We start from the raw sequence: 21698 nt of genomic DNA, 5'->3' as shown, positions 1-21698 counted from the left end.
GCGAAGGTCCATTTTTTCAGCGCTTCACGACGCTCAGGCGTCGTGACGGAACATCATGTTGACGGCCTCTGCACGGGTCAGACCGCGGGCAGCCAGATCGGCATCTGTCATGTTGTTGATCTGATGGAGCGCCTGGGTGCGCGAATTGTTCTCGGCCAGCGAAATGAACCAGCGACCAATGGCCCGGAACGGTGTCAGCACCAGTTCGATCATCATTTCGCGGTTGGAAATCAGTGTGTTGTCGGTTTGGAAAGCCATTTTGTGCCTCTTTTCAGCGAATATCTTTCCTCCCTGCGACAGATGTAGTCTGGCACATGCGGTCCAACAATCGCCGAAGACGCATTCCGACTATGCGCCCAGCGCATTGATAACGTTAGGTCAGAAAAGGAAATAGCGCTGTGCCATGGGCAGGCTTTCCGCAGGCTGGCAGGTCAGCAGTTCACCATCGGCCCGTACCTCGTAGGTTTCGGGGTTCACTTCGACTTGCGGCATTGCATCGTTCAACTTGAGGTCTTTCTTACCAATGCCCCGCGTGTTGACCACCGGCAAAGTCTGTTTGGCCAGTCCAAGGCTGTCGGCGATGCCCATGTCCTGCGCGGCAGCACTCACGAACGTGACCGCAGAGTGTTCGACAGACCGCCCGTAAGACCCGAACATCGGACGGGTATAGACCGGCTGCGGCGTCGGGATCGATGCATTGGGGTCACCCATCTGTGCGGCCACAATCGTGCCGCCCATCAGGATCATCTCCGGCTTCACCCCGAAAAAGGCCGGGTTCCACAGCACCAGATCGGCACGTTTGCCGGTTTCGACCGAACCCACATGCGCCGAAATCCCATGCGCAATCGCCGGGTTGATCGTGTATTTCGCGATGTAGCGACGGACACGCAGATTGTCGTTGTCGCCCGTCTCCTCGCTCAACTGCCCGCGCTGCACCTTCATCTTGTGCGCGGTCTGCCAGGTCCGGATAATCACCTCGCCCACGCGGCCCATCGCCTGACTGTCGGACGCGATGATCGAAAACGCGCCCATGTCGTGTAGGATATCTTCTGCCGCGATGGTTTCACGCCGGATGCGGCTTTCGGCAAAGGCCACATCTTCGGGGATCGATTTGTCGAGGTGATGGCAGACCATCAACATATCCAGATGTTCATCCACCGTGTTGACGGTGAAAGGCCGGGTAGGGTTGGTCGAGGATGGGATGACGTTCGGCTGACCGCAAATCTTGATGATATCCGGGGCATGACCGCCGCCCGCGCCCTCGGTATGGAAGGCGTGGATCGTCCGGCCCTTCATCGCGGCAACCGTGTTTTCGACGAACCCACTTTCATTCAGAGTGTCGGTGTGGATCATCACCTGCACATCCATCGCGTCCGCCACGTTCAGGCAATTGTCGATGGCCGCCGGGGTCGTGCCCCAATCCTCGTGCAGTTTCAGGCAGGCCGCCCCGGCCAATACCTGCTCTTCCAGCGCGGCGGGCAGTGACGCATTCCCCTTGCCCGCAAAACACAGGTTCATCGCAAAAGCATCCGCGGCCTGCAGCATCCGCCCGATATGCCATGGGCCAGGTGTGCAGGTCGTGGCCAGGGTTCCGTGGGCCGGGCCGGTACCGCCGCCGATCATCGTGGTCAGGCCGGAATGCAACGCATCCTCGATCTGTTGTGGGCAGATGAAATGGATGTGGCTGTCGATCCCGCCAGCGGTCAGGATGCGCCCTTCGCCCGCAATCGCCTCGGTCCCCGGCCCGACGATGATATCGACGCCGGGTTGTGTGTCCGGGTTGCCCGCCTTGCCGATCCCGACAATCCTGCCATCCTTCAGCCCGACGTCGGCCTTGATGATCCCGGTCCAGTCGACAATCAGCGCGTTGGTGACAACCGTATCAACGGCCCCCTCGGCCCTTGTGACCTGACTTTGGCCCATGCCGTCGCGGATCACCTTGCCGCCGCCGAACTTGACCTCTTCACCATAAAGCAACGCGTTGCTGCCAGACCCGCCAGTGGCGGCCGTCCCTGCCCGTTCCGCAGTCAGATCCCGCTCAACTTCGATGATCAGGTCTGTATCGGCGAGCCTGACGCGATCCCCCACAGTGGGGCCAAACATGGCGGCATAGTCAGCGCGAGGGATCGTTGCGGGCATATGGTTCTCCGGTCAGGTTTTCGCTGGGTCCTTTTCAGCGCTCCAGGGGGCGTCAGGCACAGTGATCTTCTTTGATTTTGGTGCGGGCTTGGCGGGCTTCGCCGGGGCTTTCGCAGCCGAGGTTGCGACAGTTTCCGTGACGGGCTTCGACGGCTTTGTCGTGGCCTTTTTGGCCGGTGCTGGCTTTGCGCTTGCTGTCTTTTCAGGCGCTGACTTTTTCGCCGTCTTTTTCTTTGGCGTGTCAACCTTCGCGGTGGTTTTGGCGACAGCTGGCTTTGGCGCGGCGACCTTGGTCACCGGTTTTGCGGCAGGCGTGGGCTTTGCTGGTTTCGCAGCAGCCACTTTCGGCGCAACTGCTTCAGTTGTCGACTTGGTCGGGGCAGGCTTCGCCGCTACCTTTGCAGCAGGTGCTGTTTCAACGGGTTTGGCAGCGATGGCCGGCTTGGGTGCCGCGACCTTCGGGGTCGTTTTCGGTGTGGGCGCTTTTGTCACTGCCTTCTGTGCGACCGGGGCTACTGATGCGGGCTTGGTGACAACCTCTGCCAATACCGGTTTGGGCGCGGGGGACTTGGCTGCAGATTTTGATGGCTTTGCCACCGCCGATTTCTTAGCCGGGGCTGCCTTTTTGGCGACCGGCTTGGCTTTGGCCGCCTTTTTCGGGGAAGCCGCTGGCGCAGCCTCGCTCCAGAACGGCAGCATCATTGCTTTCTGGGCGACATAGGTCTGGTCCAGAACGGTCTGCGTCAGGCGCATCTGCTGGCCAATCACCGCGCTGGAGGCACGCAGGATTTCGGCAGAAACGGTCAGTGTGAATGCTGGGGTCATCTTTCGTCCTTCAGGTTAAGGGAAAATCTCACGGCACGATTATACCCTACATACTTTGCGGTCGCAGCATTTTTCTGCACCGCAGCAAACCGAATACCCCTATAAATCGCCCATGACCTTGCCATTGAAGCCAAACACGCGGCGCGCGCCCGCTATCGGGATCAATGCCACCTCGCGTCGCTGACCCGGTTCGAATCGCACTGCCGTTCCAGCGGCAATATCCAGACGCATCCCGTGCGCAGCGTCCCGGTCAAAATCCAACGCCGCATTCGTCTCGGCAAAATGAAAATGCGAACCAATCTGCACCGGACGATCCCCGGTATTTGCAACCTCGATCACGGTCACCTCAGCGCCCGCATTCAAGGTAATATCCCCCTCTGCGGCCATCACTTCACCCGGTTTCATTTGGTTCCCCCTCTTTTTTCAACGGATCGGATCATGGACCGTCACCAGCTTTGTGCCATCGGGGAATGTCGCCTCGACCTGCACCTCGTGGATCATCTCGGCGATCCCGTCCATCACCTGGTCGCGGGTGATGACATGCGCCCCTGCCTCCATCATGTCGGCCACGGACCGGCCATCGCGCGCACCTTCGACTACCGCATCGGTGATCAGGGCAATCGCCTCGGGATAGTTCAGCCTGACACCACGGGCGAGCCGCTTGCGGGCAACCTCGGCGGCCATGGCGATCAACAACTTGTCCTTTTCGCGCGGGGTCAGTTGCATATCTTACAGTCTCCAGACACGGGGCATCGGGGCATCAGTCAGTGCTTCAACCACAGGGATCAGGTCGCGGCGCAGCGTAAAACTGTCGGCCGCGAGGAACCGTAACAACAGCAAATCATCTGTGATCCGGCTGACCCCGACGGTATCGGGTAGTTGCAATGACTGCGTGGCCCCTGGCCCTGCGAACAGGACCGTCGCCATCGCCCCGGCATCACCCCCGATGGCCTGACGCTGCAGCAATGCCTGTGCATCACCCATCAAACGCACCGCATCGGCGAATACCAACCGACCATCGCGATAGACGCGCCACTGATCGGTAAAGCGTAGGTCACGCAGTTTTTCACCCATCGCGGCCCGCCCGAAAACCAGCGTCTCCACGATCAAGGCTTTTGCATCTTGCGCCAGATCCACCCTCAACCGGCGGTTCAGTGCGGCACCTTCGAACAGGATCGTCTCTTGCGGGATCCAGTCGATGCGGGCAGCTGCGCAGGCCTTCAGACACAATTCCGTCCGCGCCACCTGCCCCGGCTGTGCCATATAGGCGCGTTCAGCCGCTTGCGATGACATCACAACATGCGCGCTCGCTTCGGCGGTCACATCGATCATCATCCGGTCGCCACCGGTCAATCCACCCGCCGTGTTCAGAAACACCGCTTGCAGGGCATCGCCGCCCGTCTGAGGAAACAGCGCCTTTAATGATCCTTCCTGCCGCAGATCACCAATAACAGTGGCTGCGTCGCGCCGCTTGGCGGCAAGCCGCAAGGCCCCGCGGGCGCGCGGTGCCGCCTCAACATTCTGGATTTGCGCAGCGTAGGTAATGGTAAAAGCCCAACATTCAGTCAATTGGGCCTTTGCTGCCAAAGAATGCGGCGTCTTGGCCAGAACAAGGGGAGCGAGCACAGATCAAAAAGCGTCCCAGCACAAACAAACCGCACAAGAAACGAGCACCGCACAAAAAAAGGGCGCCAAAAAGCGCCCTTTGAAAAAACCGAACCAGATCAAATCTCGGGCTGATCCATCCGAACCTGAAACCGGACCCGCCCCTTGACTGGTCGCGACCAGTTGACCTGCACACTGCGCAGATCAGATCCCTTTTCACCCTCGGCCCACGGAAAATCATGCACGCGGTTGTTAGCGGTGTCCGTGATTGACCCGATCGGGGCTATACTTTCAACCGTTTTCGCGCGCCCACCAAAGGGCAGGACCGTCCCGGTGCTCATCGTCCATGTGCTCGCCTCGGTCGCCTGGGTATGTGTCAGGAACACCGGGTTCTGGGCGGGCTGGTTGACGTTGTGGTAAGTGTTGCCACTGAACTCCAGACCGCGTGTGCGGTTGAAATCGAGATCGGCAAAGGTCGTATCCACATTATCCACCCGGTCGATCCGGCCATTCAGCGAACGGAATACATTGCTGACCACCGAAAAACCGTTGATGTAATGACCCGGACCATAAGGTTTGATCACGATGAAATTGAACCAGGTCGCCACATCATTGGTGGTGAAAATGTTGCCCGTGATGGTCAGCCCGCCAAAGGAAAATTGATTACCCAACGCGGGTGAGCTGAAATGCTCATTCGTCCACTCAATGAAGTTGTTGTCGCAATAGTTGCCGGTGAACACACTTTTTGGGTTCAATTCGGTAAGGATAATACCACCCTTGCGCGGGCCGTTGATCTCATCATCGCCATGGAACCAATGGTTCGCCGTAATTAGGTTGCCGCTTCCCGCAAGCACACAGAAATGCTTGAACTTGCTCACCCTATTGTCGCGGATTTTCACATCATTGGCGTTGGCGTTGAACCCGATGCTGACGCGATCAGAAACCGGCACGGCCTGCTCGTCCGAAATCAACTGGCAACGATCGATCATCATCCCCTGACAGCCAACCCCGGGCGAGGTGATGCCCCGATCCTTCGGCCGGTTGATGAAACTGTCGCGCACGTGAAAGGTAAACCCATCCGCAGACATCATGATCCCGCTGGCCACGCCCCGGCACTGAAACTCGATATCATCCAGAACAAACTGGCTCAGCTTGTTGAAGCCTGAAAAATCCAGCATGTATTTGAAACGGGTAAAGGTAAATTCCTGGGTGCCTTCCGCGTCATAAAGCGGCTGGCTCAACTCAATGGTCTGACTGCCAACATTGACGCCGCGAACGTAAACCTCGCGACCCACACCATTTCCTTCAACCAAGGCTCCGACCGGAATATTGGCAATGTCGACGACGTTGGTCAGCCGCCGGTCGTCAGATACCGCATAAGTCGCCTGAGAGGTGACAATAGTGCTGTCCCAGGCCGCGCCACTGACCGGTTCAAACTGGCCATTGCGAATAACACGCCGGGTTTCAAACCGCGTTTTCGACGGATCTGTCGCCTGCATATCCACCGGCTCCGTCAGTGAGATACGCCGCCCATTCAGATCAAGCGACTCATGATCCGAAAAATTTATGAGCGCCTGAAATGCCTTCTTAAAGGCAACCTCTTCGTCCTCAAATGCCTCAACATAAGTCTCGTAGTTATAGTCGCGCTGCAGAATGAACCGGTGTTCCGGCGCCTGCACGATCCGGCCCTCAAACCGCACCCGGCTTTCCAGTGTCACGCTGTTTTCCAGCAGATAAACACCCGCCGGCACCATGATTGTCCGACCATTGGCCGCCGCATCCGCCGCATCGAAAGCGGCTGAATCGTCCGTCGTACCATCCCCCTTGGCACCGAAATCACGCACATCAACAAGAGCCACCAGATCGCGTGTAAAGACCGCACTGACATCCTCAATCTTGATATCGTCCACCCGGACAAGGCCGCCATTGGGGCCAGTCAGGTCAATGCCGAAGTGACCGTAATTGGCACCGGTCCAGACCAGATCAACACCGTTACGATCTGCGGTCGCAATGATTGCGCTCACCTCAACAACCTCACCATAGGTGGTCAACTGCACTGATGGCCCTGCCTCAGGCAAACCTGTGGCTTGCGCACCGCCGGCGAGCCCGGACCAACCCGATATGCGCACCGCGGGCAATGGTCCGGCCACGGCTTTGACGCGTGCGGTCACCCGCAGATAGCAACCGGGCAGGATGGGCGTTTCGCCCATGTAACGGACGCGGGTCACAGGTTCTGTCTTGAGAACCTCCAGACATCCGGCAAAATCCTGATCGGCGGCTACGAACACGCCTGACCCGCTGACCGCATAAGTGTCAGACCCCGGCGTGCCGTCCCCGCTCGACCACACCCCCAGACCCGCCGCAAAGGGCAGTGGGTTAAATACAATCCCGTCAGTAATCGCCTTGTTCATCGGTGGTCCCTCTTTGGCAGCCAGATCAAACAGGTCCCGCAGATCGCAGGACCGTCGCCCAAGAGTTATCGCGCAGGTCTGAATTGCATCTGACAGCACCGTGACGGTGGTGGATGCAACACAACAAAAAAAGGGGCGCCGACCATCGTCCGCGCCCCTCATCTTATTCATTTGTGCCAGGTAATCTAGCGCAGGTTGGACCGGCTGTTTGGCAACCGCAGCCACACCTCGACCCGGCGATTGCGGGCGCGGCCGACCTCGCCATCGTTGCATGACAATGGCAGCAATTCACCGTAGCTCAACGGCAACAAGCCCAAGCGCCGTCTCGTCTCCGGGGCCAACGCGCGAGCCAGGATTTCGCGAACGGCTTCGGCACGCGCTTGTGCCAATGCCGTGTTGCGCGTCCGCTCACCGATCGAGTCAGCGAAACCAACCAGCAAAACCTCAAGCCCATCAAACTCGCCAGCTTCCATTCGGGCGGCCAGTTCCTCGATGTTGCGGATTGATTCAACGTCAAGCACACTTGACCCGGTATTGAACCGGAAAGAAATGCTCAGGCGATCCGCACCGCGCAACTGCTGCATCATGTTGGAATACTGTGCGCCATCGAAATCCGGTTCGACCGCGGCGGTGTGAACCAGCATCATGCCCATATCTTCCAGACGCATCCGCTCCAACTCGCGATCAACGAAATAGCTTTCCTTGATATAGGGCTGCGCTTCGCTCGTCAGTGTCCAGTCAAGGAACGCCTGCGCTTCGGGATGGATCCGGCCCGGGGTTGTATAGGCATACAGGCGACGCGACAGGGCATAACCTTCGATCTTCATCCGGAAATCGGTCGGCGGCGATAGCAGCCCACACTCCTCGCGGATATCCAGCAGGTTCACGTCATTGGTCCGTGCCAGCCAACGGCCGACAAAACCGATACCCCCGCGGTCGGCCATCACGGCATCGACCAGATCCTGATACGCGCTCCAGCGGGTAACCTGCGCCGTTTCATCACGGCCATTGGGGCGAACCAGCGCATCCATCATGACGGCGCGATCACCGGAACCCTCGCCAAAGGAATTGACGGTGATCGGATAGTTCCCGCCACCCAACTCAAGCCAATTGGTGATCTCACCCGACCAAATGCGCGCAATATCAAACGAACTGAGATTGCGCACCGGATTGTCAGGATGGGTGATCATGACGATGCCATCAACACCCAGAACCGTTTCGTTTGCTGTATCTCGCAGGTCGGGAATGCCAGCAACCGCGATCTTTTCAACATCGCTGTCCTTCATGCGGCGGTCAGCGACACCGATCGCTGCAACACCATCAGCAAGTGCCGGGAAGGCGCTGCCAGAACCACGGGTCTGCAGATCAATTTCGGCACGCAGACTACCGTCGGCATTTGTCAGGCGGACAATACGTTCAGCAGGCTCGTCGGTCGGTATGATTTCGTAAGTTGCCCCGACCGAACTGGCATAGCCTCGCAACAGGTTCGGTATCAGAGTCGTGCCAACAGTCCGCGATCCATAGATGCCAAACTCGGGGCCAAACTCTTCAGGCGCCGGGCATACCAGGCCCGTGCAGGTCACACTTTCCGCTTTGATCCGCAAAACACCCAACTCAACCGTTTCGACCACATAGATGTCATTATCGAAACTCAGCAGGTTCCCGGTGATCGACATCGATCCGTCGGTAGCTTCCAACTGAACCGGAGCGGTTTGTTGTGCTTGCACCGCCGTCGCGCCAAAAACACCCATCACACATAAAAAAGCGCCCGTCAGGGAAATCCCACGACGCGCGCCGACTGCAAAATTCTTTATAACCATTATCACTCACTAACTGTTCAAACCGCCCAGCAAGCGATTCAATGTCGCCGAATTTCGTCAGAAACATGTCAAGATTGTGTCATGTCTTTCCGCGACCGACACATTTGCGCCAACTCCTTGAATTCCCACCAATATCTCAGCCAAGCACTACGGGCAGCACTATCACTTTAGTTAGGTTATCAGTCATGCACCCAGCTGCGCACCGGGCAAGAGCTGAACACCGTTTATCTGCCAGCCGCGTGGCGTTTCGATCATCTGATACAGCAATGTGTGCAAGGTGCCGCTAGCGTCTCGGATCATCACCTTCTGTATCTGCCCGCCATTCACCTCGAGCAATTCAAGAAACTGTACATCCGTATTGTCCCAGACCATCGGATAGCCGCGCTCGACCATCACACCAAAGTTGTCAGGCGTCCCAAACAGCCGCTTGATATTCGGGCTGGCATAGCTCCAGGCCTCCTGCAGATCACGGTCATTAAAGGCCTGCAGCTGATTGCCGATGACCGTCTCGATCGCATCGCCATCCTGCGCGAGTAACGCCGTCACCGACATCCAAATCCCCAAAAACCCTGCAAAAATCCGGCGCATCCCTGCCTCCAATCAAATCCATACACAATATGAATACGCGCCAAACCGTCGATCAGTTCTTTTTCTTTGTCGGTTTAGGTTTCAGGGTACCGGCAAAAGCAACAGATTTGCCAAACCAATCGGCCAACACGAGCTCGTTTTGCAACAACGCGTCCGGCACCGCGACATACCCGTTCATCACGCTGTTGTAACGGATGACCGGATCATTCGGATAGTCCGCGCCATAGGTCGCGATGTCGTCTTTCGACAGCCGGATACACATCTCGCCGTCCGGGCCAACAAAGCTGAACATATTGCCATTCACCGCCGTATAAGCGCTGGCCTTGCCCTTTCGGGCAAGACCCTCATGCCCGGCGATCAGGCGATCATAGATTGCAATGACGGCATCGCGGTCCATGACCCACAATACCGTAACCCGGCTATTCCGCCAAACGCGCTTCGATCAGGGCGACCGTTTCATCCACGCCATAAAGCGCGATGAAACCACCAAACCGTGGCCCCTGACTGGCCCCAAGCAACACTTCATAAAGTGCCGTGAACCAGGCTCGCAACGGCTCAAATCCGTGATCCTTACCGACGGAAAACACCATTGTCTGCAACTCCTCCGCATCCAGACCACCATCCCAGGCCTTCAGACGCGTGACCAGATCCTCCATGGCCGCTCGCTCCTGATCGGTCGGGGCGCGATAAACCTTGGTCGGCTTCACAAAGTCATTGTAATAACGCACAGCGAACCCCGCTGCCTGATCCATCTGCGGGTTCTTCTCCGCCGACGCCTCTGGCGCATAACGCTGAATGAAACCCCAAAGGGTCTCCTTATCCTCGGCCCCTGAAACGGAGGCGAGGTTCAAGAGCATCGCAAAAGGCACAACCATATCCGACGCAGGCACGTTATGGCCGTGGATATGGAACACCGGGTTGTTCATCCGGGCTGTCGCATCTTGATCGGCATAGGCGCGCAACTGCTGGTGATACTCATCCACCGCCTTCGGGATCACATCAAAATGCATCCGCTTGGCCGTCTTCGGCTTGAGATACATGAAATAACTCAGGCTTTCAGTCGCGGCATAGGTCAGCCATTCGTCAATCGAAATCCCATTACCGGATGATTTCGAAATCTTCTGGCCTTTTTCATCCAGGAACAATTCGTACGAGAAATGGTTCGGCTTACGCCCACCCAGAATCTCGCAAATGCGGTCATAGATGGCAGTGTTGGTGGCGTGTTCCTTACCATACATCTCAAAATCGACATCAAGCGCTGCCCAGCGAGCCCCAAAATCGGGCTTCCACTGCAATTTCACATTGCCACCCGTTACCGGCAGCGTCCATTCGCGGCCATCTTCATCGTCAAACGTGACTTCGCCCTTTTCAGCATCCACATGCTTCATCGGCACATACAGAACACGGCCCGTTTCAGGATGGATGGGCAGGAAAACAGAATAGGTCTCGCGACGCTCCTCGCGCAGCGATTTCAGCATTACTGCCATGACGTCATCGTAACGGGCAACGGCGCGCAGAAGCACCTCATCAAATTGGCCGGATTTGTAGAACTCACGGGCCGAATAGAACTCGTACTCAAACCCGAAAGTATCCAGAAACCGGCGCAGCATGGCATTGTTGTGATCGCCAAAGCTTTCATGCGTGCCAAACGGATCAGGCACTGATGTCAGCGGCTTTTGCATATGCGCGGCCAACGCCTCTGGGTTCGGCACATTGCCCGGCACCTTGCGCATCCCGTCCAGATCGTCGGAAAAACAGATCAGCTTGGTCGGGATATCCGAAATGACCTCGAACGCGCGGCGGATCATGGTGGTGCGCAGCACCTCACCAAAGGTCCCGATATGGGGCAGACCGGACGGGCCATAGCCGGTCTCGAACAGCACATACCCCTTTTCTGGGTCCTTCTTTTCATACCTTTTCAGCAATGCGCGCGCCTCTTCAAAGGGCCAGGCCTTCGACGTCATCGCCGCGTCACGCAGATTGCTCATGATATCTCTCACTTCAAATCGTCACCCCAATGGCGACAACACCGCGCACTCCCTATTGCGGCAACGGTCCAGCGTCAATAAATGGGACGTACAACCAAAGGATACAGCATGATCGAAGACGCCCCGATGACGGCCCAGGATTCACTCGCCGCCCTGATGATTGCGGTTTCCGCCTCTGACGAAAACATCAGCACGTCTGAATTGGTCAAGATGAGCAATGCCATCAACAACCTGCCTGTCTTCGCGGGATACGATTCCGAACGGCTGCCGCGGATATCACAAATGGTATTTGATCTTCTGGAGCAGGAAGACGGGCTCGAGGCCCTTTTTGGCCTGATCCGTGATGCGCTGCCTGAAAAACTGTATGAAACCGCCTATGCCCTCTCCTGCGATGTGGCGGCAGCTGATGGCAAGATCGTCGGTCCTGAATCGCGCATGCTCGAAGAAATCCGTGATGAGCTTGAACTGGACAGGCTGCATGCCGCCGCAATCGAACGTGGCGCCAGAGCACGACATATGACACTCTGACAGCACCACACCCGTATTCGCCAAAATTTGAACATAGTTCAGATGTAGCCTAAACACCAATACTCACAAAAGCCGAGAGAAGAGAGAATTATGCCAGTCACCATTATCAGCATCATCGCCCTTGCCTGTGCCGCCTATGCCATTTTGCAGGTTGTCACTTCGGCAGAAACCACAGTGAACAAAACTGTCTGGACGCTCCTGATCCTGGTTTTGCCAGTCATTGGATTTATTATTTGGGTAGTCGCGGGTCCGCGGACAAAAAAGGCCGCCTAATCACCGCCAGCCCTTGACCCGGCCGTGAAACCTGCAACCCTTGGATGATAATTCAAGGGAGGCATTCATGCTAAGATCATTCATCATCAGCCTTACCATATGCTGGGCAAGCCAGGCCGCAGCCTTCTGCGGCTTCTACGTCGCCCAGGATGATGGCGAACTCTATAACACCGCCTCCAAGGTCGTATTTGTGCGCGACGGCTACCGGTCACGTATCACGATGGCCTCTGACTATACCGGACCAACCTCCGAATTCGCGATGATCGTGCCAACACCCAACGTGCTGGAAGAAAAACAGATCCGCACCGTCGATCCCGCAGCAGTGGCGCATCTGGAAAACTACACCGCCCCGCGTCTTGTGGAATACTTTGATTACGATCCTTGCGCCCCGCAGATGGTGTTCGAATCTCCCGCCGTAATGGCAGCGCCAGTAGAAAATGCGGCACCGTCCACACCCCGCCGTGGCCGTGCAGCACTTGGCGTCCGGGTCGAGGCTGAATACAGCGTTGGCGAATACGACATCGTGATCCTTTCGGCACAGCAATCTGACGGGCTGATCACGTATCTGCGGCAGGAAAGCTACACCATCCCTGACGGGGCCGAAGACACGCTGGCGGGCTATATCGCCATGGACATGAAATTCTTCGTCGCCCGCGTGAACCTCGAACGCCATGCACAGGGCCAATCGCAAGATTTACGCCCCTTGCAGATCTCGTTCCGATCACCGAATTTCATGTTGCCGCTGCAACTGGGCAAGATCAATTCGACCGGCACTCAGGATTTGCTGATGCTGATGCTGACACGCGAAGGTCGGGTCGAGGCTGAGAATTACCCGAACGCACGGATTCCCAGCGACGTCACCGTCCCAACCTTCGTTGAGGATATGTTCGGCCAGTTCTACCGCGACATGTTCGCCAAAAATGCGGCACCCAACACGGTAATGACCGAATACGCCTGGGACATGGGCTGGTGCGATCCCTGCGCCGCTGACCCGCTCAATATCCACGAATTGCGCGATCTGGGCGCCGTCTGGGTCAAAAGCGCCAAATCCAACCCCAGCGAAGATGTCTTCGTCACACGTCTGCACATCCAGTATGACCGCGACGAATTTCCAGAGGATCTGATGTTTCGCGTCACCGATGACAACAGCAACTTCCAAGGGCGCTACATCATGAACCAACCGTTCGAAGGCGAACTGACCTGCGAAGCTGGGCAGGCTTACCTGGCACGCAAGCGGGATGAAATCCGCGCCGATGCGCTGGCCCTGCGCGAACTCACCAACTGGCGGCAATCAGATATCGACCGGCTGATCAGCGCAAGCGTCCCGGCCCGATTCCGTTAAAGAAAAAGGCCCCCGATAAAAGGGGGCCTTCAGCAATTCAAACTGGTCGGTATCAGCCGTTTTCGTCAGCCGGATTGTCGTCGGCCGGTGGCGTCACCGACAGCGTGGGGACCGACACCGTTTCGGTAGTGGTGGTCACCTCAACCTGTGGCACTTCGACTTCCATTTCCGTTTCACCCATCTGAATGCTGCCCACATCGGCATCAAACTCAGGCATCTGGCCGCCCTCGACGGTCACGTCCACATCTGGCAGGCGCGCCTCTTCGGTTTGATCAATATCGACCATGTAGAATGCAAAAAGACCTGCAGCCGCAACAGCAACAACACCCGCAATTGTAAGTCCGGTTTTCATAACGTTCTCCTTTAGTTGGTGCTACGGCGTTGCCATAGCTTGATCTTGCAGGCACAACAGCCAACCCCAAAGAAAGTTCCCGAAAAATTCCAAAGCTAACCCGACCCGGCGCGGATCCAATGCCGCAGGATACGCTGCTGCAACGCCTTCGCCTGCCGGTTCCAGCGTGACGCACCAGCGGGTGCCTCGCCACCCGCGTTCTTGCCACGTTCGCGTGCCTCCAGATCAGCACCAAAGAACGCAAACGCCAGATCCTGCCCGTCTGCCGTCCGGATATAACCCGCAAGGCTGGAAACGAAATTCAGCGTGCCGGTTTTGGCAACGACCTGCCAGGCCGCGTCACGGATGATCTGGCGGTTCTGATCGACCAAATCGACCCGCTTCATCAACGGGCGCAAGGTCGGGGCGACACGCTCAGCAGTCAAAAACCGCACCATATCCGCCGCTGTCACACGCGAGGCATCGCCAAGCCCGGAATGATCGACAAAATAGGGGGCAATGCCCGCACGGCCATCCGCCCAACGCGCCATGCCCAGCGCCGATGTGCGCAATCCCCGCTGCTGGCCGGTCAATGCAGCCGTCGCCGACAACCCAGCCGCTTCGGCCGTGATATTGGTCGAAAACCGCATCATCCCGTGCATCATTTGCTGCAAGGGATCACTGTGAAAGGTGGCCAGCACCTGACCATCCGGAAGCGCCGCAACCTCCTCTGGCCGTTTCAGCACGATCCCATGCGACCGGGCAAAGGTCGCAAACACCTCACCGGCATAAAGGGCCGGGTTGCGCACTGGCAACCAGCGCGACCCGCCATTGTTCAACGCCCGCCGGGCCACCGTCCATTCATCCACACCCTCGGCCGCACGGTAGGTGAACACTGGCGAGGTGCGATCAACCACCTGCACCCGGGCCACCGTCACCGCCGGGCGGTAATTCTGACTGCGGGCGTCCACCGCGGTGGTGTATTCCCCATCCGCCCGCTTCCATTCGAAATGCACGCGGTTGTAATTCAGGTTCAGTCCCGTAATCGTCGGATTGTATCCCAGATGATCCAACTGGGCGCTGTCGATCTCATCAAGATTAACCAGCGCGTTGTCCCATACCTGAAAACCACCCTTCACCTCGCGCAGACCGGCATCTTTCAAACGCTTTGCCAGTTCTGCCAGATGATCGGTGACGAGGTTGGGATCACCACCACCGACCAGCACCAGATTGCCATCCAGAACACCGTCTCTGACCGGACCGTCTGCAAAAATGCGGGTTTCAAACCGGTGCGCGGGGCCAAGGGCCTCAATCGCATAAAGACTGGTGAATGCTTTTGCGACACTTGCCGGGGGCTGCGGCAGATCCGGGGCGACCGCCTCCAAAACCTCTCCCGTGGCGGTATTGGCCAAAACGCATCCTACGGTTCCCGATAATCCGGACTGCCTGATGATCTGCGCGGCGGCATACTCAGTAAGGCGTGCGCGCGGCCGGATAGATGTCAGCGGCGCGTCGGCCAAGGCCGCGGTCGCCATCGACGACAACACACCGCCCAACATCGCTCTGCGTGTCACCGGCATCACCACTCCCCCCGCGCACGGATCGCCGTTGATGATTGATCGGACAACGGTAGGTTCACGAATGACCACGCCGGTGCCGCCTTCCGCCCCAAGACATGCGCCGCCTGTTTGGGCAGTTTCGCCCGCGCATAGACACGCGCCGCCTTGGATACCCGAGCCGAGATGCGGTCACCCGGACGCGCCAGCACGCCAATTGGCACGGTTTCCATGATCCAGCGCCAGTCCTGCCATCTATGAAACTGTGCCAAGTTATCTGCTCCCATCAGCCAGACAAAGCGCACGCCGGGATAGCGCATGCGCAATGCCGCCAAGGTCTGCGCGGTGTATCGCGTGCCCAGACGGGCCTCCAGATCGGTGACGCGCACCCGTGGATGACGCATCATCGCCCGCGCCGCCTGCATCCGCTGCACCAGCGGCGCAGGGCCATCAGCCTTCAGCGGATTGCCGGGGCTGACCAGCCACCAGACATGATCCAGCCCAAACCGCTTCAACGCTGCTTTGGTGATATGCACATGGCCCGCATGTGGCGGATCAAACGATCCCCCCAACAGGCCAATGACCTGTCCCGCCTTTGCCACCGGAAATCCGCGCACACCATCTCCTTCAGCCCCCTAGGGGCAAAAAGCAGATTGCAGCGCAAAAAGTAAACCCCTGTCAGGTCACAAAGCGCATGAATGCAAAGCGGCGGCTGTCCGCTGACCAGCAGGGCACGTTGATTGTCCCCTGACCGCCATGCAGGCGGATCAACTCTCTGGCCGCGCCGCCACCGGCAGGCATCAGGCGCAGCGCCACATCCAATCCGGCGGGATGCCCAACAGTCCCTTCTGGATAGGCCAGATACAAAACATGTGCCCCGTCCGACGATGGATGCGGGAACCAGTTGACCAGTGCATCCTCCGTCATCCGCTGCAAATCGGTCCCGTCAGGGCGAATACGCCACAGATCAACCACGCCACAACGTTCGCCATTAAACCAGATCCATTCACCATCCGGCGTGTATTCGGGCCCATCCACATGATCAAACGCGTCGGTCACGACGGTCTCAGCCCCACCGGCCACGGGGCATGTCAGCAAGACAAACCGCTCGCCACGACGCCCCACATAGGCCAGCATCGTCCCATCCGGTGACCAGCCATGCCAGTAGGACGGGATCGCCTCCGTCACCCGCTCAGGTTCCCCGCCACCTACCGGCAAGGTATAAATGCAACTCCCCTCAGTCCGGCTGCGATCACTGATCACCAGCCGCTCACCATCAGGCGAAATACCGTGATCATTGTTGCACTGCACGGCAAACCCGGTGTCGATGGGCTGCAGTTCCGGCGCATCCAGCGGCACGGAAAACAGCCGCCCTTGCCCGTTCACAATCAGATAGCCATCCGGATGCCAGTTCGGCGCTTCGATATGGCCATCCTGATCCAGCAGCACCTCCGCCGCGCCGCGCTCCAAATCAAAGATGCATAACTGACTGCGCATAACGGACCCTCACCGTAAGATGGGTTTTCAACCCATCGCCCCCGGCAGATAGTCAAACCGGGAAAACCGCGCCTCGCGCCCTTGCCCGGTCAGATCAAACGCCACCATCCCGACAAAGGCGCCGGTGAATGAAGCATGCTCGCCACGCCCACCCTCGTCAGAGATGACGCTTGCATCCAACTCCGGCCCAATCGCCAACCAATCACCCGCCTGGCGATACCAGAATTGCTGCCGCGCCCGATCAACGGTGACGCGCAATTCGACCGGCCCATCATCCAACGCCACCGGATCAGCGGGAAAGGTCAGCGCGCCCTCTGGCCAGTCACCGGGGCAAGACATCAGGGTTAGGACACGCCCCGTGCCAACCTCATGACTCACCAAAACCGCATGAAACTTGTGCCGGTTGTAGTAGGTCGTCAGCCCTGCCGCCTGCTGATAGGTCTCCGGCGCAAAAGTCACCGCGGTCTCGGCGGCATAGGTGAAGTGCTCCTGCCTGCGCGCCACCAAAGCCTGCTCAAACCAGCTGCCGATACTCTCACGACCGATCAGCACCAGCGCATCTGCCTCCTCCCGAAAAATCCGGTCAGGCTGCGGCGTGCGTAGCCACTGAAACTCCGGCGGCAGTGCTCCACCCAGTGATCGGCGCGCAGGCTGTGGGGCGACAGGCTCCACATCAACCGGTGCAGGCACCGCCTCGCGCGCGACCATCCCGCCGGCTTTCGGATATAGCCAGTCGTCGCGCCATTCGACCTCCTCGATCCCGGTCTCGCGACCCATCGGGCAAAACGGGCCGGGCAAAGGACGCCCCATCAGAAACGTATGATAATGGGCACCCCAATGAGTCTCGACATATTGACCATGCCCCGTCCGTTGCACCGGTCCATCCGACCCGGCGGCACAGATCACATGCAAATCAGGGTGATCCTCGTAGGGGCCCCAGATATCGCGCGACCGGGCCAGCGACACAGCATGCTCATACCCCGTGCCCCCTTCGGCCGTAGTCAGATAGTAATACCCGTTCCGCTTGAACAAGTGCGGCGCCTCAGTCAGTCCGCGCTTCGTGCCAGAATAGATATTCCTGACCGGGCCAAACAACCCGCGCTCCGGCGACCATTCCTGCATTAGAATGCCATCAAACGCATCATGGGCCGGGTTCACACCGGTTCCCAGCCCACGATGGTTCCAGCGCATATTCACAAACCACTTGCGACCGTCATCATCATGAAACAGCGACGGATCAAAACCTGAGCTGTTCACATACCCCGGGTCCGACCACTCTCCATCAATCGTCTCGCAAGTCGTGATGTAATTCGGCGCATCCTTGAACGCACCATCCAGCCGTTTCACATCCGTATACACCAGCCAGAACAAACCATCGGCATAGGACAGGCACGGTGCCCAGATACCGCAACTGTCTGGATTACCTCGCATATCCAGCAGCACGGCACGGTTCAGCGGACGGGCGACCAGGTTCCAATTCACCAGATCACGGGAATGATGAATTTGAACCCCCGGATACCATTCAAATGTCGAGGTCGCGATGTAGTAATCCTCGCCCACCCGGCAAATCGACGGATCAGGGTTAAACCCCGGCAGGATCGGGTTGCGGATCATTTTTTACGATCCGCTCCACCCTTATCCTGCTCTGCCGATTGCGCCCATAAATTGATCTGTTCTTCATCGGCATATTGATCAATCAGCGCCAGCTCCTCCGCGCTGAACTCAAGATTCGCGACAGCACCCGCGCAATCAATAACCTGAGACGGTTTCGATGCGCCAATCAGCGCCGTTGTGATCCCGCCATCGCGCAAAACCCAGGCAATCGCCATCTGCGCCAAGGTTTGCCCGCGTCCTTCGGCAATCTCATTCAGTTTGCGGATATTCTCAATCGCCTGGTCCGTCAGCATCGATGGAAACAGGGACTTATCCTGGCTGGCCCGGCTCCCTTCCGGAATACCGCCCAAATATTTCTTGGTCAGCATCCCCTGCGCCAGCGGCGTAAAGGCAATCGAACCCACGCCGAGCTCCGTCAAAGTCTCCTTCAGCCCATCCCGCTCCACCCATCGGTTCAGCATATTGTAGGATGGCTGATGGATCAGACAGGGCGTGCCCAGATCCTTCAAGATCGCCACTGCCTCCCGCGTACGCTCCGAGTTGTAGGACGAAATACCAGCATAAAGCGCACGCCCCGACCGCACGATGTAATCCAGCGCGCCCATGGTTTCCTCCAGCGGCGTATCCGGATCGAACCGATGCGAATAGAAGATATCGACGTAATCCAGCCCCATCCGCTTGAGTGATTGATCGCAAGAGGCGACCAGATATTTTCGGCTACCCCACTCGCCATAAGGGCCGGGCCACATATCATAGCCCGCCTTGGAGCTGATGATCAGTTCGTCGCGATACCCCGCAAAATCCTCGGTCAGGATAGAGCCAAACGCATGCTCAGCCGATCCCGGCGGCGGGCCATAATTGTTGGCCAGATCAAAATGGGTGATGCCATGATCAAACGCCGTTCGGCAGATCGCGCGCTTGGTCTCATGCGGGGTGTCGTGGCCAAAGTTGTGCCACAGCCCCAATGATACCGCAGGCAGCCTGACACCGGACATACCACACCGGCGGTAGACCATACGGTCATAGCGATTTTCAGCAGGTACATAGGTCATGGCAGGCTCTCCTATAACGTTTACGGAACACGGCACCATGGAGCAAAGAGGATGTCAACCAGACGGTGCGGAAATCCAGACCCAGACAAATCCCAAACCATGTGCTATGGTGTTACTGTCGCATTGTATTTTCAGCGACCAAAGACATTTTGAAAGGAGGTGCCTCATGGCACATATTTCCGTTGAAACCGGCCCGCTGCCGGCGTTCGAAAGGACCTATAACCCTCAGCCGACCAAATCCGAAAAACGGACCACAGTCGCATCAATACAAGCGTGGCGCCGCGCGACGTTGGATCCGCGTTTTGACCGGATCCGGCGGCAGGAAGCGATCTGGAGCCAAAGTCTGGACGGACGCCGGATATGACACAGATCCAGCCAACCGACCCGACCACCGCGCTGGCGGTGCCCACCTGCCCCAATGCGGCTTGCGAACCCGGCGCGATCCTTCTGGGTTTCAAGGCCCCCAACGGGCGTATTAAAAACCTGCGGACTGCGATGGCGGTCGATGACGCCTTTGTCGCACAGGCCCGCGAAGTCGGGCCGCCGGAACAGCGGATGCGATTTGCCTCACCCTGCCCGACCAAGAATTGCGACAACTGGCAGGATGGCGGCTGCGCAACAATTACCCGCGTGCTTGAACAGCTTGAAAACACGATGACGGATATCGCCGAAATCCTGCCACCCTGCCCGATCCGCAAGACCTGCCAATGGTATAGCCAATGCGGGGCCAGCGCCTGTGTGGCCTGTGATGTCATCACAAATGACCACGCCCCGGTGCAGCCCGGGCAAGGTGCAACATAAACGGCATCGTAAGATGGGTCTTGACCCATCCACCGGTTGAGATCGTAGGGCGTAACCCTATTCTCTGGTCATGCAAACCCGCAATTGGCCCAGCATCGCCCAGACAACAGCGCTCCTGCTAGTGGCGCTGCTGGCACTCCCTTTCGGGCTATATTCACTGGATTTCGCGCAAGGCGGGCTGCGCAATGCACTGCCAGAGCCGCACTATATCCGCTCCGACAATCTCAGCGCCAATCTCGCCATATTCACTCATATGGGCACCGGGGCGCTGATCACCGTGCTGGCTCCGTTCCAGTTAATCGCACCGCTGCGTCGCCGGTTCCCGCGCCTGCACCGCTGGTCAGGGCGGATCATCACCGCCGCCGCCGTGATCACGGCAATCGGCGGGCTGATTTACATCGGCCTGCGGGGCACGATCGGTGGAACACCGATGGATATCGGCTTCACGCTTTACGGCACGCTCACGCTGCTGGCGGCAATACAGACATATCGACATGCACGCGCGCGGCGGATCAACCAACACAATGCATGGGCGTTGCGGCTTTTCTGGCTGGCCATCGCATCATGGCTTTATCGGGTGCATTACGGGCTGTGGTATCTGATCACTGGCGGGCTCTGGTCCAACCCTGAATTCACCGGTGCCTTCGATCTGGCACAGAATTTCGCATTCTATCTGCCCTATCTGATTGCTGTCGAAATCTATTTGTCGCGCAGACGATACCGGGTGGCTGTCAACTGATCGGACACAGCACAGGATTTGCTGTCAACAAAGCCCAGACCACGCATCTGCGTCCGCACGGCTGTATCCCCGACAACGGCCGCCTTGCCCTTGCGATAGACCATCCAGATATGTTTACCCGGATGGGCGAGCGCCAGTTCCGAGGCCGCGACCAGGTCAGCATCCACCAAAATCACCGCCAATAGCAGTGCTGCCTGCGCCAAATCATCAACAACAGCCCCGGCCAAGGCTTCTGCCAACGCCGGATCATCCAACTGGCCAAGCACAAAAACCGGGGCCTCCGGTGACACGCCCAGCTTCTGCGCCAGTGTCGGCGGCGTCTTCAGCAACGCCTTCTGCCAGCGCGCCGCCTCAACCTCCGCAAACTCCATCAACAGGTCACCCGCATCCGTCGCGACCCGCACTCCCACTTCACAAAGCGTCACCTCCCGCATTACTTCACGAGCAATCGCCGCGCGAATATCACCGCGCAAGGTCAATTCCTTACTGTCCAGATGCAGCCGCACCTCAGCCACATCACCTTGCCAGTGGCATACCGCCACATCTTCACGCCCCATGATCAGCCCTCCTTCGGCGACAGAACAGCGCA

General features: G+C 58.2%; 24 protein-coding genes. 7 read left to right on the top strand and 17 right to left on the bottom strand.

What is annotated here, in order from left to right; all coding sequences use genetic code 11:
• Positions 1–33: 33 nt before the first annotated feature.
• Positions 34–258, bottom strand: coding sequence for a DUF1127 domain-containing protein (locus ACFWW2_RS21360; RefSeq protein ID WP_393931632.1), 225 nt, complete (start codon positions 256–258; stop codon positions 34–36).
• A 120-nt stretch (positions 259–378) separates the two neighbouring features.
• Positions 379–2139 (bottom strand): urease subunit alpha, encoded by a 1761-nt coding sequence (gene ureC, locus ACFWW2_RS21355; protein ID WP_393931630.1) that lies wholly within the window; start codon positions 2137–2139, stop codon positions 379–381.
• 61 nt (positions 2140–2200) lie between these two features.
• On the opposite strand from ureC, the gene ACFWW2_RS21350 reads away from it, so the two are divergent.
• Positions 2201–2860 (top strand): hypothetical protein, encoded by a 660-nt coding sequence (locus tag ACFWW2_RS21350; RefSeq protein ID WP_393931628.1) that lies wholly within the window; start codon positions 2201–2203, stop codon positions 2858–2860.
• 203 nt (positions 2861–3063) lie between these two features.
• Here ACFWW2_RS21350 and ACFWW2_RS21345 read toward each other — a convergent pair whose 3' ends face one another.
• The 8 genes from ACFWW2_RS21345 to ACFWW2_RS21310 all read right to left on the bottom strand — a co-directional run bounded on the left by ACFWW2_RS21345 (position 3064) and on the right by ACFWW2_RS21310 (position 11376).
• Positions 3064–3369: an urease subunit beta gene (locus ACFWW2_RS21345; RefSeq protein ID WP_393931626.1), complete on the bottom strand. Its 306-nt coding sequence runs from the start codon at positions 3367–3369 to the stop codon at positions 3064–3066.
• A gap of 18 nt (positions 3370–3387) precedes the next feature.
• Positions 3388–3690, bottom strand: coding sequence for an urease subunit gamma (locus ACFWW2_RS21340; protein ID WP_393931624.1), 303 nt, complete (start codon positions 3688–3690; stop codon positions 3388–3390).
• Between the two features lie 3 nt (positions 3691–3693).
• Complete coding sequence (locus tag ACFWW2_RS21335) at positions 3694–4533, bottom strand: urease accessory protein UreD (protein ID WP_393931622.1); 840 nt, start codon at positions 4531–4533, stop codon at positions 3694–3696.
• Positions 4534–4688: 155 nt separating this feature from the next.
• A complete protein-coding gene (locus ACFWW2_RS21330; protein WP_393931867.1) occupies positions 4689–6980 on the bottom strand; it encodes a glycosyl hydrolase family 28-related protein in 2292 nt (763 codons plus the stop codon).
• A 185-nt stretch (positions 6981–7165) separates the two neighbouring features.
• The gene (locus ACFWW2_RS21325) at positions 7166–8800 is read right to left on the bottom strand and encodes a substrate-binding domain-containing protein (protein WP_393931620.1); all 1635 of its coding nucleotides are present in this window, start codon (positions 8798–8800) and stop codon (positions 7166–7168) included.
• Between the two features lie 183 nt (positions 8801–8983).
• Positions 8984–9388 carry a DUF4864 domain-containing protein gene (locus ACFWW2_RS21320; RefSeq protein WP_393931618.1) on the bottom strand — a complete coding sequence of 135 codons (405 nt, stop codon included), beginning with the start codon at positions 9386–9388 and terminating at the stop codon, positions 8984–8986.
• Positions 9389–9440: 52 nt separating this feature from the next.
• Positions 9441–9785 carry a hypothetical protein gene (locus tag ACFWW2_RS21315; RefSeq protein ID WP_393931616.1) on the bottom strand — a complete coding sequence of 115 codons (345 nt, stop codon included), beginning with the start codon at positions 9783–9785 and terminating at the stop codon, positions 9441–9443.
• Positions 9786–9807: 22 nt separating this feature from the next.
• Positions 9808–11376: a lysine--tRNA ligase gene (locus ACFWW2_RS21310; RefSeq protein ID WP_393931614.1), complete on the bottom strand. Its 1569-nt coding sequence runs from the start codon at positions 11374–11376 to the stop codon at positions 9808–9810.
• A gap of 108 nt (positions 11377–11484) precedes the next feature.
• Here ACFWW2_RS21310 and ACFWW2_RS21305 point away from each other — a divergent pair, with 108 nt between their 5' ends.
• The 3 genes from ACFWW2_RS21305 to ACFWW2_RS21295 all read left to right on the top strand — a co-directional run bounded on the left by ACFWW2_RS21305 (position 11485) and on the right by ACFWW2_RS21295 (position 13519).
• Positions 11485–11904, top strand: coding sequence for a tellurite resistance TerB family protein (locus tag ACFWW2_RS21305; protein WP_393931612.1), 420 nt, complete (start codon positions 11485–11487; stop codon positions 11902–11904).
• A 90-nt stretch (positions 11905–11994) separates the two neighbouring features.
• On the top strand, positions 11995–12177 hold the full coding sequence (locus tag ACFWW2_RS21300) for a PLDc N-terminal domain-containing protein (protein WP_393931610.1): 183 nt from the start codon (positions 11995–11997) through the stop codon (positions 12175–12177).
• Positions 12178–12244: 67 nt separating this feature from the next.
• Entirely contained in the window at positions 12245–13519 is a 1275-nt protein-coding gene (locus ACFWW2_RS21295; protein ID WP_393931608.1) for a DUF2330 domain-containing protein, read from the top strand.
• Positions 13520–13571: 52 nt separating this feature from the next.
• Here the strand turns inward: ACFWW2_RS21295 and ACFWW2_RS21290 are convergent, their stop codons facing one another.
• The 6 genes from ACFWW2_RS21290 to mgrA all read right to left on the bottom strand — a co-directional run bounded on the left by ACFWW2_RS21290 (position 13572) and on the right by mgrA (position 19569).
• A complete protein-coding gene (locus tag ACFWW2_RS21290) occupies positions 13572–13871 on the bottom strand; it encodes a hypothetical protein (protein ID WP_393931606.1) in 300 nt (99 codons plus the stop codon).
• Positions 13872–13966: 95 nt separating this feature from the next.
• The gene (dacB, locus tag ACFWW2_RS21285; protein WP_393931604.1) at positions 13967–15430 is read right to left on the bottom strand and encodes a D-alanyl-D-alanine carboxypeptidase/D-alanyl-D-alanine-endopeptidase; all 1464 of its coding nucleotides are present in this window, start codon (positions 15428–15430) and stop codon (positions 13967–13969) included.
• The gene (locus ACFWW2_RS21280; protein WP_393931602.1) at positions 15430–16023 is read right to left on the bottom strand and encodes a nicotinate-nucleotide adenylyltransferase; all 594 of its coding nucleotides are present in this window, start codon (positions 16021–16023) and stop codon (positions 15430–15432) included. The genes dacB and ACFWW2_RS21280 overlap by 1 nt, the downstream gene beginning before the upstream one ends.
• A gap of 61 nt (positions 16024–16084) precedes the next feature.
• Positions 16085–16903, bottom strand: a complete 819-nt coding sequence (locus tag ACFWW2_RS21275; protein ID WP_393931600.1) for a TolB family protein — start codon at positions 16901–16903, stop codon at positions 16085–16087.
• A 27-nt stretch (positions 16904–16930) separates the two neighbouring features.
• Positions 16931–18517 carry a glycoside hydrolase family 43 protein gene (locus ACFWW2_RS21270; protein WP_393931598.1) on the bottom strand — a complete coding sequence of 529 codons (1587 nt, stop codon included), beginning with the start codon at positions 18515–18517 and terminating at the stop codon, positions 16931–16933.
• Entirely contained in the window at positions 18514–19569 is a 1056-nt protein-coding gene (gene mgrA / locus ACFWW2_RS21265) for an L-glyceraldehyde 3-phosphate reductase (protein ID WP_393931596.1), read from the bottom strand. The genes ACFWW2_RS21270 and mgrA overlap by 4 nt, the downstream gene beginning before the upstream one ends.
• A 166-nt stretch (positions 19570–19735) precedes the next feature.
• On the opposite strand from mgrA, the gene ACFWW2_RS21260 reads away from it, so the two are divergent.
• The 3 genes from ACFWW2_RS21260 to ACFWW2_RS21250 all read left to right on the top strand — a co-directional run bounded on the left by ACFWW2_RS21260 (position 19736) and on the right by ACFWW2_RS21250 (position 21109).
• Positions 19736–19933 (top strand): hypothetical protein, encoded by a 198-nt coding sequence (locus ACFWW2_RS21260; RefSeq protein ID WP_393931594.1) that lies wholly within the window; start codon positions 19736–19738, stop codon positions 19931–19933.
• Positions 19930–20370 carry a hypothetical protein gene (locus tag ACFWW2_RS21255; protein ID WP_393931592.1) on the top strand — a complete coding sequence of 147 codons (441 nt, stop codon included), beginning with the start codon at positions 19930–19932 and terminating at the stop codon, positions 20368–20370. Before ACFWW2_RS21260 ends, ACFWW2_RS21255 begins: the two co-directional genes overlap by 4 nt.
• 70 nt (positions 20371–20440) lie before the next feature.
• Positions 20441–21109, top strand: a complete 669-nt coding sequence (locus tag ACFWW2_RS21250) for a DUF2306 domain-containing protein (RefSeq protein ID WP_393931590.1) — start codon at positions 20441–20443, stop codon at positions 21107–21109.
• Here ACFWW2_RS21250 and ACFWW2_RS21245 read toward each other — a convergent pair.
• Positions 21070–21666, bottom strand: coding sequence for a hypothetical protein (locus ACFWW2_RS21245; RefSeq protein ID WP_393931588.1), 597 nt, complete (start codon positions 21664–21666; stop codon positions 21070–21072). The two genes, ACFWW2_RS21250 and ACFWW2_RS21245, sit on opposite strands and share 40 nt — an antisense overlap.
• Positions 21667–21698: the final 32 nt, after the last annotated feature.

This window comes from Yoonia sp. R2-816 (assembly GCF_046762905.1).
Classification (GTDB): Bacteria; Pseudomonadota; Alphaproteobacteria; order Rhodobacterales; family Rhodobacteraceae; genus Yoonia.
This window is presented reverse-complemented; position numbering and strand designations above follow the sequence as displayed.